This window comes from Streptomyces sp. NRRL B-1140, assembly GCF_001280065.1.
Classification (GTDB): Bacteria; Actinomycetota; Actinomycetes; order Streptomycetales; family Streptomycetaceae; genus Streptomyces.
Window position 1 is genome coordinate 84,650 of record NZ_LGEA01000101.1, and the last position, 13,146, is coordinate 97,795.

Below are 13,146 nucleotides of genomic sequence, written 5' to 3' on the forward strand. Positions count from 1 at the left end.
CGGGGACATGGTGGCGCTTCCACCAGGCATGAGGGGAGACTGGCTACGAATCGTCCCGGCGCGAGCCACGCGCCGCCGGCGTCCAAGGAGGCATCCGTGCCGCATGTCCTGGTCCTCAACGCGTCGTACGAGCCGCTAGGTGTCGTACCGCTCCGCCGCGCGCTCGTCCTCGTCCTCGAGAACAAGGCCGTCTGCCTCGAGGAGTCCGGCGCCTATCTGCACAGCGCGACCGTCACAGTCCCCGCACCCAGCGTGGTCCGGCTCAAGCGATTCGTCCGGGTTCCCTATCGGGGGCCCGTTCCTCTGACCCGCCGGGCGCTGTTCGCCCGCGACGGGGGCCGGTGCATGTACTGCGGTGGCGTCGCAACCAGCGTCGACCACGTCATCCCGCGCAGCCGCGGGGGCAAGCACGTCTGGGACAACGTGGTGGCGTCCTGCCGTCGCTGCAACCACGTGAAGGCCGACCGGCACCTCTTCGAGATCGGCTGGCGGCTGCGCCACAAACCCGCCCCGCCGTCGGGTCTGGCCTGGCGCATCATCGGGACCGGCCACAGGGACCCGCGCTGGCTGCCGTACCTGCAGCCGTTCGGCGCGGACGACGCCATGGCCCGGATCGACGGCATTTCCGCCTGACGAGGATCCGGGCCTTCGTGCAGCCGCGCACCCGTGAGCCGGCCCCGGGGGTCCCCTGTTCCCCCGGGGCCGGCCGGTCATGGGCCGGCTGTGCCGGCGCTCACGCGTACCGCAGCTCCGCCGGTCGCACCGAGCGGCCCAGCAGCGGCAGCGAGGTCGCCGCGGCGAGCAGGCAGCCGGCGTAGACGGCGACGGGCACCAGGGCCGCCGCCCACGGGAACGGGTGACCGGTGAGCAGCGCGTACCAGGCGGCGACGGCCGTCCCGCCCAGGCCCGCGAGGAGCACCGCCGGTGCCAGCGGCAGCGCGGTCTCCAGCAGCAGGGCCCGGCCGAGGACCGCGCGCGGCACTCCGGCGGCGACCTGCGCGGCCAGACCGCGGCGGCGGGTGGCCAGGGATTCGGCGGTGCCGACGGCGAGGCCCGACAGCGTGATCGCGAGGGCGACCGCGAGGGCGACGCCGGTGAGATCGAGGCCGGTGATGTAGTAGTCCGGGTTCTCGGAGAGCTGCTTGCTGGAGCGCACTTCGGCGAGGAGCACCGCGCGCACGCCCATGAAGCCGCCCCCGATGACCGTCACCAGCAGCACCGCCGCGTGCGTGCGGGCAGCCGCCCACGGGTCGTCACGCAGCCGCTCCGCCGCGATCAGCGCCGCCGCCGACCGGGCCCGGGTCGCGAGGACCCGTCCGGTCACCTTGGCCGCGGCCCCGGAGAGCCACACCGCGCCCGCACCGACCGTGAGCACCACGCCCACCATCATCAGCGGCGGCCCGGCGTACGGCCGGTTGGGGGCGGCCGAGGACGCGCCGAGCACGGCTACCAGCGTCACCACCCCGACCAGCATCACCCCCGCCAGGAACAGCAGCCCCGGCCCCCGCCCGGAGCGCGGCCCGAGCCGGCGCACCCAGCCGAGGGGCGAGGCCACCACCCGGCGCAGCGCCAGCGCGCCCGCCGCCGCGCCCAGCAGCGGTACGGCGACCGCGACCAGGGCCATCCCCGCCCAGGCCAGGACGGTCGGCCGGCCCCACAGGCGCAGCAGGAGCAGCACCGAGAGGACGGTGGCGACCGCCGAGCCCAGCAGACAGGCCAGGCCGGTCTCCAGCGCGGCGATCCGCCGCACCTGCCAGGCCGTCGCCCCGGCCAGCCGCAGCCCGGCCAGCCGCCGGTCGCGGTGCACCGCCCCGATCCGGGCGCACTGGCCGAGGAACCCGAGCACGGGCACGAGCAGGAGCATCAGGCTGACGATCACGCCGGACCGCGTGCCGGGCTGGTTCAGCAGGCCCGCGGCCACGGGCACGTTGTACTGGCCGCGCAGCGACGCCAGAGCGACGGCGGCCAGCGTGAACCCGGTCGCGAGCGCGGCCCCCGTCGCCGTGAGGGTCACGCGCCACCACTCGCCGCGGTCGGAACCGCGGGTGAGTTCCCAGGCGAGACGCAGATCGGCCTTCAGCGACGTCACGCCGTCACCCCCAGCGCCGTCACGGCCCCGTCCCGCAGCTGGACCTCGCGGTCCGCGTACGCGGCCACCTGGGCGTCGTGCGTGATCAGCAGGACGGCCGTGCCTGCCTCACGGGCCGTGTGGACGAGGGCCGTCATGACCTGTTCGCCGGCCAGGGAGTCCAGCGCGCCCGTCGGCTCGTCGGCGAAGACCACCCGCGGGCCCGTGACCAGGGCCCGGGCCAGTGCGGCCCGCTGCGCCTGGCCGCCGCTCAGCTCGCCGGGCCGCAGGTCCTCCTGGCCCCGCACCCCGAACCGCTCCAGCCACTCACCGGCCCGGGCCCGGGCCTCTGCCCGGCCGGTGCCCGCCAGCAGCAGGGGCAGGGCGGCGTTGTCCAGGACCGTCAGCTCGGGGATGAGCTGCCCGAACTGGAACACCACGCCGAACTCGGTGCGCCGCAGCTCGCTCAACTGCTTCTCTGGCAGGTCCTCCAGCCGCCGGCCGTCGTAGGTGACGGAGCCGGCGTCCGGGCGGACGATGCCGGCCAGGCAGTGCAGCAGCGTCGACTTCCCGCTGCCGCTCGCACCGGTCACGGCGAGGATCTCGCCGGCGTGCAGTGCGACCGAGGCGCCGCGCAGGGCGGGGGTCCGGCCGTGCGCCTTGGTGAGACCGGCGGCCGTGAGAAGGGGCACGGGTCTGCTCATGCTGCGTCGACCTCCGCGGTCAGGGTGGTGAGCCGGGCCGCCGTGGTGTTCATCCAGCGGAGGTCGGCGTCGAGGTGGTTGAGGGCGTAGTCCGCCGAGAGCACGGTCGCGAGATCGGCTCCCTTGGCGGCCTTGACCGCCGTGAGTTCGCGCATGCGCTCCATGTGCGCGACGCGCTGAGCACTCAGATACCGGGCCGGGTCACCGCCCGACAGGATCGCGACCACGACCTTGGCGAAGATCTCGTTGGCCACGAAGGGCGCGGGTGGTGCGATCTCCTGGGCCCACCGGGCCAGTTCGCGGGTCCCCTCGTCGGTCGTCCGGTACGCCGTGCGCTCCGGCCCGCCGTCCGAGGCGGTGCCGTCGACCTCGGCGAGGCCGTCCCGCACGAGGCGCTGCAGGGTCGTGTAGACCTGCCCGTAGGCCAGTGGGCGGGCCTGCGGAAAGCGTTCGTCGTGGCGTCGCTTCAGGTCGTAGCCATGGCTCGGCCCCGTCGCGAGCAGGCCCAGCAGGATGTGGCGGGTGCTCATGCCGATCATTATGCACTGAGTACATGTACTGAGTGAATAGTGATCGGCGGGGAATTGCCGGGCCGATTCTCACGATGCTCACTCCGAGACGGCGTACGCCTCCGCCGACCACAGCGAATACCCGTACTGCGTCGCCCGCTTGTCGCCCTGCACGCGCACGAAACGCACGTCCGGCTCGTCCATCGGGACGTTCTCCCGGCCGCCCCCGCTGTCCCGCACCGTCGCGGCGGTGCGCCAGCGGCGGCCGTCCGGGGAGACCTGGACGCGGTAGGACGAGGGGTGCGCGTCCTGCCAGTGCAGCGCGACCCGGCCGAGCCGCGCCGGGCGGGCCAGCTCGACCTGCCACCAGGCGCCGTCGTCGGCCGGCGACGACCAGCGGGTCTCGGGGTCGCCGTCGTTCGCCGCCGACGCGGGGAAGTCGGGCGTCTCGTCGCCCGAGGAACGGGCGGTGCCGGTGCGGGCCAGGTCGGGGCCGCCGGTGGGCGGGACCGCACGGACGGTGAGGGTGCGGTCCGCTCCCGCGAATCCCAGCCGCACCTCGTACGACCGCAGCGGGGCGCCGCGCGCCACGCTCACCTCGACCGGGACCTCCACCGTCGTGCCGCGCCGCACGGTCAGCTCGCCCTTCGGCACCCGGACGCGAACGCCTTCGGGCGCCTCGGCGGTGAGCCTGCCGCGGGCGTCGGCGGGGCGCAGTGAGCCGAGCCGGGCGGTCAGCCGCTCGGTCCGCCCGGTCTCGACGTCCGCACGGTCGCGGGGCAGACCGAGGGAGGCGGCGGGGGCTTCGGCGAACCAGGGGACGAGGTGGTGGACGCGGGACGGGGCGGGGCCGGTGACCCGCAGGGCGTCGGCGCGTGCGGCCGGCCGCACTTCGGTCGCCCCGGACCGGTCCAGCCGGCCCGCCGCCCGCCAGCCCTGCCCCGGCACGTGCACCTCGACGACCCCCTCGGTGCCCGGCTCGGTCAGGGCCGTCACGGCGGTCAGCGCCCGCGCCCGCGGGAAGCGCAGGGTGCGGCCGTCGCCGGGATTGCGGGGCGGCTCGTGATGGATGCCCGACCAGGCCGCGTACGACTTCTGCGCCCGTCGCAGAAAGGGGTCCAGCACGTCCGTGCCGACCTCGACCTGCGCCGACTCCAGCCGGGCCCGCAGCGCGCCCAGCCTGCGGTACGCGCTCCAGGCCGCCGCCGCGTCCCCGGCACGCTGCGCGTCCAGCATGCCGAGCGCGACCGTGCCCGCTTCCCCGTAGGAAGCCAGCTGCCGCGCCCAGGGGGCGACCTCGGAGCCGAGGCCGGTTCCGGACAGGCGGCGGGGCAGCTCGCGCAGCACGGTGAAGGCCTCACGCAGCCGCCGCGCCGCCTCGCGGTCGGTACCGGTCCCACCCGCCGGGCCGGACGCCCAGTACGCCTCGGTCAGCGGGCGCAGATACGCCGACTCCGCGTCGTCCAGGACCGACGAGGCGTCGTTGCCGGCCAGCGCGGCCAGGGCCTGCTCGCGGTGCCGGTCCCCGTCCGCGAGGTCGGCGATCGCGGCACGCCAGGACTCTCCGGGCCGGTAGGCGCGCGGATTCCAGGCGTAGTCGGCGGCGGTGAACAGCGGGATGCGGGAGGCCTCCGGCTGCTGCATGGCGTTGGCGAGCAGGGCGGCCGAACCGGTCGCGACGGCCGGCTCACGGCCCCGGTACGGGCCGAGGAACAGGCGGCCGGGGTCGTAGTCGTTGACCGGGTAGTTGTCCATGGTGACCAGCGGATGCCCGAACGCCTCGCGTGCGTCGGCCAGTTCGCCGCCCGTGATGGTGCGGGGCACCACCCCGACGCCCGTCCAGGCCACCTCGACGGGCGCGGCCAGCTCGCTCGCCAGCGCGCGCCGGTAGTCGGTCGTGCCGTCCTCGTAGTACTCGGTGGGCATCAGGGACAGCCGGGCGGTGCCGGGGTGCCGCCGCGCCAGGTGCCCGGCCACCGCGTTCGCCACCCGGGCCTGCGCCCGCGCCGCCGCCTTGGGGCCCGAGCCGAACCGGTCGGCGTCCTCCCCGCAGTGCCACTCGCTGTAGCTGACGTCCTGGAACTGGAGCTGGAACGCCCGGAAGCCCAGCGCCCACATCGCGTCCAGCTTGCGCGTCAGCGCCCGCACATCGGCGTCCGAGGCGAAGCACATCGCCTGGCCCGGGGCCACCGCCCAGCCCAGCGACACGTGGTTGCGGCGGGCCCGCTCGGCCAGCTCCCGGAACCGGGCCCGCTGCTGTGCCGGGTAGGGCTCACGCCAGCGGGCCTGCCGGTAGAGGTCCTCCCCGGGGGAGTACAGATAGCGGTTCTGCTTGGTGCGCCCCATGAAGTCGAGCTGCGCCAGCCGCTGCCGGTGCGTCCAGGCGGTGCCGTAGAAGCCCTCGGTGATGCCGCGTACGGCGGTGCCGGGCCAGTCGCGTACGACGGCCGACGCGATCGTGCGGTCGGGGCGCAGGAGCTGCCGCAGCGTCTGCGCGGCGTGGAAGAGACCGTCCTCGCCGGTGCCGGTGAGAAAGATGCCGCCCCGGCCCACGGACAGCTCGTACCCCCCGGAGGGCAGGGCGTGGCGGTCCCCCGGGCGGACGGGTTCCGTGCGCGCGCGCACGACCAGGGCGCCCGGCCGGGCCGTGTCCGTGATCCGGCGCGCCCCGGCCTGTCGCAGCAGCTCGCGCAGGGCCTCGATCGCATGGGGGTCCCCCCTGCTCGAGCGAAGCCGAGAGCTTGAGGGAAGGTCCGCCTGCGCGTCGGCGATCAGGGCGACCTCGTCCGGCACCGCGACCGGGGCGCCGTTCGCGCGCAGCGACTGCGGGCGCGGCCAGACGGAGAGGTCCGGTCCGGCGGTGTCGGGGGCGGGCGTCGCGGTCGTGCCCGGGGGAGAGGGAGCCGCCATGGCGGCGGGCGGGGCGACCAGGCTCCCGGCGACGACGGCGGCCGCGAGGGCCACGGTCCGCTTCCCACGCCGTAGTCCCACAGGCCCCCTCCAGATGTGTTCGACCGGCGGAACGAGCCCACCACCCCTCCGGCGGGGGTGTCAACGAGAGTGGCCGTTGTAACCGAAATGCCGGAATCTTGACTGTGTGGAGGGGAGTGGAATGTGAGCAGAAGCACGATGTCGGGCCCAGGGCGTCTGCCTTCGCGTCGACTGGGTAGGGCTGCCATGACCCATTGAGCAGAAACCGACAAGGAGGCCCCCGTGGCTGCGATGACTTTCCTTCCGCTCCCGGCCCAGTCCAAACCCGTGGCGGACCCGTCCGCCGACCTCGACGACACCCACCACGACGACCCGCGCTACTGCGTTTTCAGCTCCGAGAGCACCCACACCGAACTGCCGCTGACCAGCGAGCCCCCGCTGCCCGACGCCGAGCCCCTCACCAGTGAGCCGCCGCTCGCCGAAGCCGCCCCCCTGACCAGCGAGCCCCCGGCCTTCGTCCCGGACTTCACGAGGATGTAGATGACCGCACCCCGGCCGGCCGACCCGCCCTCCGAGGACCTGTCCCGCCTCGCCGTCCTGCACGGCGTCGCCACCTCCTACAGTCCGTCCCCGGACCGCACGGTCGCGGCCTCGGCCACCGCGGTCACCCTGACCCTGGCCGCCCTCGGCGTGGACGCGAGCACGCCCGGCGCCGTCCGCGCCGCGCTCGCGGCCCGCGAGGGGGAACGGGCCGAACGGCTGCTGCCGCCGACCGTCGTCGGCTGGGGCGGCAGCCCCCCGGCCGCCCTGGCGGCGCTCCCCGAGGGGACCCGGCTGCGCGTCGACACCGAGCAGGGCGAGAGCCGCACCACGGCGGACGGCCTCCCACCCGGCGTCCACCATCTGACGGCCACCACCCCCGACGGCCGCACCGCCACCGCACACCTGATCGTCGCCCCGCCCCGCCTGCCGGCCCCGCCCGGACGCTCCCACGGACTGCTCGTCCAGCTCTACTCCCTGCTGTCGCGCCGCTCCTGGGGCATGGGCGACCTCGGTGACCTCGCCGAACTGGCAGGCTGGGCCGGGCGGTCGCTGGGCGCCGGATTCATCCAGGTCAACCCGCTGCACGCGGCCGTGCCCGGAGCCCCCACCGACCCCTCCCCCTACCGCCCTTCCTCGCGCCGCTTCCCCGACCCCGTCCACCTGCGCATCGAGGACGTCCCCGAGGCCGCCTACGTACGGGATCCCGAGCGCCTGCGCGCCCTGCTGGAGAGCTCCGGCCGGCTGCGCGACGCGGTGCTGCGGCAGGGCGCCCTGATCGACCGGGACGCCGTGTGGGAGCTCAAGCGGGAGGCGCTGGAGCTGCTCGGCGAGGTCCCCCTCGGGCCCGGCCGGCGCGCCGCCTACTGCGACTTCCTCGCGGCACAGGGCCAGGCCCTGGAGGACCACGCCACCTGGTGCGCACTCGCCGAGGTGCACGGCTCGGACTGGCACCGCTGGCCGACGGGCCTGCGCGACCCGCGGTCGGACGAGACCGCCCGGGCCCGCAACGGCCTCATGGACCGGGTCGACTTCTGGTCCCGGCTCGCCTGGCTCACCGACACCCAGCTGACCGCCGCGCAGCGCGCCGGACGCGAGGCCGGGATGCCGGTCGGGATCGTGCACGACCTCGCGGTCGGCGTGCATCCCGGCGGCGCCGACGCCTGGGCGCAGCAGGAGTACTTCGCCTCCGGTATGTCGGTGGGAGCCCCGCCGGACGCCTTCAACGCCCTCGGCCAGGACTGGGGCCTGCCGCCCTGGCGGCCCGACCGGCTGGCCGCGTCCGGCTACGCCCCGTTCCGCGAGCTGCTGCGCGCCCTGTTCCGCTACGCCGGCGCCCTGCGCATCGACCACGTCATGGGCCTGTTCCGCCTCTGGTGGGTCCCCCAGGGCCACCCGCCCACCGAGGGCACCTACGTCCGCTACGACGCCGAGGCCATGCTCGCCGTCCTCGTCCTGGAGGCCTCCCGGGCCGGGGCGCTGGTGATCGGCGAGGACCTCGGCACCGTCGAGCCCGGCGTGCGCGAGACTCTGCGCGAGCGCGGGGTGCTCGGCACGTCCGTGCTGTGGTTCGAGCGCGACTGGGACGGCGACGGCCATCCCCTGCCCCCCGAGAGCTGGCGCGCCGACTGTCTGGCCACCGCCACCACCCACGACCTGCCCTCCACGGCGGCCCGCCTGACCGGGGAGCACGTCGAACTCCGCGACAGCCTGGGGCTGCTGACCCGCCCCCTGGAGGAGGAGCGCGCCGAGGCCGCCGCCGACGCGGGGGAGTGGCTGTCCGTGCTGTCCCGGCTCGGCCTGCTGGAGGGCACCGGCGGCGGCAGCGACACCTCCTCGGAGGAGGCCCAGATCCAGGCCGTCCACCGCTTCCTGCTGCGTACCCCGGCCCGCATGGTCGGCGTCTGGCTCCCCGACGGTGTCGGCGACCGCCGGCCGCAGAACCTCCCGGGGACCTGGGACCAGTACCCGAACTGGCGGCTGCCGATCGCGGACGCGCAGGGGCGGCCCGTGACGCTGGAGGACCTCGCCGCCTCGCCCCGGCTGCACGCGCTGATGGAGGTGCTCAGGGAGGGCGGCGCATGAGGCGGGGGCTCTTACGGCACCCCGGGCGCGCGGGCCCGGTCGGCGTTGGATATTTTGACACCGTGGACAAGAAGAACGCCCTGCGCGCCGGCGCCCTGGCAGCCGGTACGACGCTGATGATGCTGCTCATGTCGTCCCCCGCGAGCGCGCTCACCCGCGACGACGGTGACGACCCCGGCCCGGGCCTGAGCGTCATCGAGACGCTGGGCCTCTTCGTCGTGGCCCCGATCGTGCTGTACCTGGTCATCGCCGGTCTGGTGATGGTCGGCGACAAGACGCACAAGAAGAAGGACCCGACCAGCTCCAACATCGCCACCAAGGCCGAGGCGAAGAGCGAAGTCAAGGCCTGATCAGCGTTCCTCTTCGAGGGCGTCGTCGCGAGTACCGCGGCGACGCCCTCGTTTGTCGTCAGGGCCTCTCCGTCCCCGCCAGCAGTTCCCGCAGGAGGCCGGCCAGGAGGGCGGCCCGTTCCGCGTCCAGGGCGGACAGCGCCTCCGTCTGGACGGCCAGGCCCGCCGCGACCGCCTCGTCGACCACCCCGAGGCCCTTGTCGGTGAGCGTGACCCGCAGCCCGCGCCGGTCGTGCGGATCGGGCGAGCGGCGCAGCAGCCCCGCACGCTCCAGCTTGTCCAGGCGCCCCGTCATGCCACCGGTCGTGAGCATCAGCGTCGCGGACAGCTGACGGGGGGAGAGCGTGTAGGGCTCCCCGGAGCGGCGCAGGGTCGCCAGGACGTCGAACTCCCCGCGTGAGATCCCGAACCTCGCGTACGCCTTCTCCATCCGGTCGCCCATCGCGAGGGAGAGCCGGCCGACCCGGCCGAAGACCTCCATGGCGGCGGTGTCCAGGTCGGGCCGGACCGCGGCCCACTGCTCGATGATCGCGTCGACGGGGTCCTTGCGCTGCTCGGGGCGTTCGCTCATGGCACGAGTATCGGCCGCACCTCGGTCACCCGCAAGAAAGTAGCTTGACGGAAAGTTGCTTAGCGGTAAGCTACTTTCTGCTGACCTACTCAGAAGGGTGTCTCCCATGGCCCTCTCCCGCCCGGTCCTCATCACCCTCACCGCCCTCGCGCCCGTCTCCTGGGGCACGACCTACGCGGTCACCACCGAGTTCCTCCCGCCCGACCGCCCCCTGTTCACCGCCCTGGTGCGCGCCCTGCCCGCCGGTCTGCTGCTGCTCGCCCTCGCCCGGGTGCTGCCGCGCGGCGCCTGGTGGTGGAAGGCGGCGGTGCTCGGCGCGCTGAACATCGGCGCCTTCTTCCCGCTGCTGTTCCTCTCCGCCTACCGGCTGCCCGGCGGCCTGGCGGCGGTCGTCGGCTCGGCCGGGCCGCTGTTCGTGGCCGGTCTCTCGGCGCTGCTGCTCGGCCAGCGGCCGTCGGCACGGACGCTGGTGACCGGGGCCGTGGCCGCGTTCGGGGTCAGCCTCGTCGTCCTGCGGGCGGCCGGGGCGCTGGACACCCTCGGCCTGCTGGCGGCCGTCGCCTCCACGGCGTCGATGTCCACCGGCACCGTGCTCACCAAGCGGTGGGGCCGCCCCGAGGGCGTCGGACCGCTGGCGCTGACCGGCTGGCAGCTGACCGCGGGCGGCCTGATCATCGCGCCGCTCGCCCTCCTCGTCGAGGGCGCCCCGCCGGCGCTGGACGGCCGGGCGGTCGGCGGCTACCTCTACCTCGCCCTCGCGAACACGGCCCTCGCCTACTGGCTGTGGTTCCGCGGCATCGGCCGCATGACCGCCACCCAGGTCACCTTCCTCGGCCCGCTCTCCCCGCTGACCGCGGCCGTCGTCGGCTGGGCGGCGCTCGGGCAGGCGCTGACGCCGGTGCAACTGGTGGGCATGGGGCTGGCCTTCGGGGCGACGGTGGCGGGGCAGTTCGTGTCGCGGCCGTCGCGGGCGCTGGACCGCACGCGGCGGAACGTTCTCCCGAAGCCGACGGACGTGCGGGGCGCTGCGCTGCGATGATCGGTTCATGCGCGCGGCCCGGCTCCTCTCCCTCGTTCTCCTGCTGCAGAACCGGGGCAGGCTGACGGCCGGCGAGCTCGCCGAAGAGCTGGGTGTGTCGACCCGGACCGTCTACCGGGACATCGACTCACTGAGCAGTGCGGGCATTCCGGTCTACGGGGACGCCGGGCACCGTGGTGGCTACCAGTTGCTCGGCGGCTACCGGACCCAGCTCACCGGCCTGCACGCCGACGAGGCCGAGTCGTTGTTCCTGGCCGGGCTGCCCGGCGCGGCGGACGACCTGGGCCTTGGCGAGGTGCTCGCGGCGGCACAGCTGAAACTGTCCGCGGCGCTCCCGATCCCCCTGCGGGACCGAGCCGACCGGATCCGGGAGCGCTTCCACCTCGACGCTCTCGGCTGGTACCGGGAACAGGACTCCCCGCCCGCTCTCGTAGCGCTCGCCCATGCCGTGTGGAACCAGCGGCGCATCCGGGTGCGCTACCGCCGCTGGGCCGAGCCGCAGGAGGTCGAGCGCGAACTCGACCCCTACGGCCTGGTCCTCAAGGCGGGCGTCTGGTACCTCGTCGCAGCGGTGGACGGCTCGGTGCGGACCTATCGGGTGTCGTCGATCCTCCGCCTCGAGGTCGGGGAGGACGGCTTCGAGCGCCCCGACGGCTTCGACCTGACCGCACACTGGCAGGACTACCTCACCGCCTACGACGCCCGCCGACTGCGGCTTCAGGCCTCCCTCCGGATCGCTCCGGCGCTGCTCGCCGCACTGCCGGACCGCCTGGACGCGGCACTGGTCCGCGCGGTCGAAGTCTCGGCAGGCCCGCCGGACGGTGACGGCTGGGTGACGGCCACGGTGCCGCTCGAATCGGTCGACCTGGCGGTTCCCGTACTCCTGTCACTGGGTCCGGACATCGAGGTGCTCGCCCCCGAGGAGCTCCGCCGCAGGATCGCGGAGACGGCGGCGGCCGTGCTCGACCGGTACCGGCCGGCGGACGCATCGGGCCGGGACGTGGCAGGCGACCTCAGCAGCAGTCCGGCGGACAGGGTGGCCGACAGTGCGAGGGCGGCGAGGACCCCGAAGCCGTAGCGCGTGTCACTGTGGTCGGTGACCATCCCGACCAGGAACATCACCCCGACCGTAGCCGCCAGCCCGCCACCGTTCGCCAGCCCGAAGGCCCTGCCCACCGAGGCATCGTCGGCCGAGGCCATCAACATGGTGCGGGAGGCGATCCGGGCCTGCCCGAAGAAGAACGCACCAAGCGGCACCCCCACGAAGTATCCGACGATCCCGAACTGGCCCTGGAACACCAGGCAGACATCGCAGAGCAGAAAGCCCACGACGGCGATGTGAAGGTCCGCGCCGCGTCTGCTGACGACCCGGTAGGCTCCGGCGGCCGCCAGGAAACCGAGGCTCCCCAAGGCGTCCACGACACCGAACGTCCCTGCTCCCAGGCGGAGTTCACCGATCACCGCGGTGGGCAGCAGAGCGTTGAAGACCGTGACGACCACGCTGCCCTGGGCGTAGAGCAGGATGAAACGCCGCATCCGCAGCGGCCCCCGTGCAGCCGCCCGGACCGGCGCCTGCTCCGCGGCCGCGGTGGCCGTCGGTACCCGCTCCGGGCAACGCCCCACCGCAGCGGCGCAGAGCGCCGAGACCAGGAAAGTCCCGGCGTTGAACACCAGCAGCGGCACGGCACCGAACGCCTGGACGCACAGCCCGCCGACAGTCGCCGACAGCAGCATCCCCGCCTGGGTCGCCATCTCGTAGCGGGCGTTGAACCGCCGCAGCCCGTCCGCCTGAATTCGTTCCTTGATCAGCGCGGAGCTGGCCGGAAAGAACAGGGCGGCGACCATGGCGAGCGCCAGATTGGCGCAGTAGACCCCGGGTTCCGGGGCACCACCGCAAGCCAGCCACAGCGGCAGCCCGAGAGCCAGCGCCGCGCTGGTGACATCGCACCCGATCCACAGGGCTCGCCGGTCGAAGCGGTCGGCCAGCCGGCCGAAGAACGGCGACAGCAGCGCCTGCGGCCCGGCGACGGCGATGAACAGCCAGCCGACGGCCATCATGGTCCGCTGCTCCCTGATCAGGAGCAGCGCCCCGACGACAAGCTGGACATTGTTGCCGAGAGCGGTGGCGAAAGCAGCGGGCACAAGCAGCCGCTCGGCGCGGCGGGAGTGGTGGTTGAGGATCACGGCACCACTATCCGGAGGTTCGCTGACACCTTCTGTCAGTGAAGTCGTCGCACAACGGCTTCGGTTGGGCGAGGAGGAGTTCGTCGTCCGTCCGTGGTGGATGCAGGGCAGACGAAGGGGCGCCCGGTGCACCGGACGCCCCTTCTGTCACCGAGGGAAGACCCG

11 protein-coding genes and 1 pseudogene are annotated in these 13,146 nt (G+C 74.3%); 6 read left to right on the forward strand and 6 right to left on the reverse strand.

All coding sequences use genetic code 11. From position 1 onward, the window contains the following. Window positions 1-96 precede the first annotated feature (96 nt). Window positions 97-633 carry an HNH endonuclease gene (locus ADK65_RS20510; protein WP_030836042.1) on the forward strand — a complete coding sequence of 179 codons (537 nt, stop codon included), beginning with the start codon at window positions 97-99 and terminating at the stop codon, window positions 631-633. Between the two features lie 100 nt (window positions 634-733). Here ADK65_RS20510 and ADK65_RS20515 read toward each other — a convergent pair whose 3' ends face one another. The 4 genes from ADK65_RS20515 to ADK65_RS20530 all read right to left on the reverse strand — a co-directional run bounded on the left by ADK65_RS20515 (window position 734) and on the right by ADK65_RS20530 (window position 6,272). Beyond that, window positions 734-2,089 (reverse strand): FtsX-like permease family protein, encoded by a 1,356-nt coding sequence (locus ADK65_RS20515; protein ID WP_053671773.1) that lies wholly within the window; start codon window positions 2,087-2,089, stop codon window positions 734-736. Beyond that, window positions 2,086-2,772, reverse strand: a complete 687-nt coding sequence (locus ADK65_RS20520; protein WP_053671774.1) for an ABC transporter ATP-binding protein — start codon at window positions 2,770-2,772, stop codon at window positions 2,086-2,088. The genes ADK65_RS20515 and ADK65_RS20520 overlap by 4 nt, the downstream gene beginning before the upstream one ends. Continuing rightward, window positions 2,769-3,302, reverse strand: coding sequence for a PadR family transcriptional regulator (locus ADK65_RS20525; protein WP_053671833.1), 534 nt, complete (start codon window positions 3,300-3,302; stop codon window positions 2,769-2,771). The genes ADK65_RS20520 and ADK65_RS20525 overlap by 4 nt, the downstream gene beginning before the upstream one ends. A 78-nt stretch (window positions 3,303-3,380) precedes the next feature. Continuing rightward, window positions 3,381-6,272 carry a beta-N-acetylglucosaminidase domain-containing protein gene (locus tag ADK65_RS20530; protein WP_053671775.1) on the reverse strand — a complete coding sequence of 964 codons (2,892 nt, stop codon included), beginning with the start codon at window positions 6,270-6,272 and terminating at the stop codon, window positions 3,381-3,383. A gap of 222 nt (window positions 6,273-6,494) precedes the next feature. Between ADK65_RS20530 and ADK65_RS20535 the strand changes: the two genes are divergently transcribed. The 3 genes from ADK65_RS20535 (at window position 6,495) to ADK65_RS20545 (ending at window position 9,187) form a co-directional block, all read left to right on the forward strand. After that, window positions 6,495-6,752, forward strand: a complete 258-nt coding sequence (locus tag ADK65_RS20535) for a hypothetical protein (RefSeq protein ID WP_053671776.1) — start codon at window positions 6,495-6,497, stop codon at window positions 6,750-6,752. Next, window positions 6,753-8,837, forward strand: a complete 2,085-nt coding sequence (gene malQ, locus ADK65_RS20540) for a 4-alpha-glucanotransferase (protein WP_053671777.1) — start codon at window positions 6,753-6,755, stop codon at window positions 8,835-8,837. A gap of 62 nt (window positions 8,838-8,899) precedes the next feature. Then, entirely contained in the window at window positions 8,900-9,187 is a 288-nt protein-coding gene (locus tag ADK65_RS20545; RefSeq protein ID WP_053671778.1) for a hypothetical protein, read from the forward strand. Between the two features lie 58 nt (window positions 9,188-9,245). On the opposite strand, the gene ADK65_RS20550 is transcribed toward ADK65_RS20545, so the two are convergent. Then, window positions 9,246-9,758: a MarR family winged helix-turn-helix transcriptional regulator gene (locus ADK65_RS20550; RefSeq protein WP_053671779.1), complete on the reverse strand. Its 513-nt coding sequence runs from the start codon at window positions 9,756-9,758 to the stop codon at window positions 9,246-9,248. Window positions 9,759-9,864: 106 nt separating this feature from the next. On the opposite strand from ADK65_RS20550, the gene ADK65_RS20555 reads away from it, so the two are divergent. Together ADK65_RS20555 and ADK65_RS20560 are read left to right on the forward strand one after the other, a co-directional pair. Continuing rightward, window positions 9,865-10,797: an EamA family transporter gene (locus tag ADK65_RS20555; RefSeq protein WP_053671780.1), complete on the forward strand. Its 933-nt coding sequence runs from the start codon at window positions 9,865-9,867 to the stop codon at window positions 10,795-10,797. 7 nt (window positions 10,798-10,804) lie between these two features. Beyond that, a complete protein-coding gene (locus ADK65_RS20560; protein WP_053671781.1) occupies window positions 10,805-11,875 on the forward strand; it encodes a helix-turn-helix transcriptional regulator in 1,071 nt (356 codons plus the stop codon). Between the two features lie 131 nt (window positions 11,876-12,006). Here ADK65_RS20560 and ADK65_RS37285 read toward each other — a convergent pair. Next, a pseudogene (locus tag ADK65_RS37285) lies at window positions 12,007-13,113 on the reverse strand (MFS transporter); the annotation flags it as partial. Window positions 13,114-13,146: the final 33 nt, after the last annotated feature.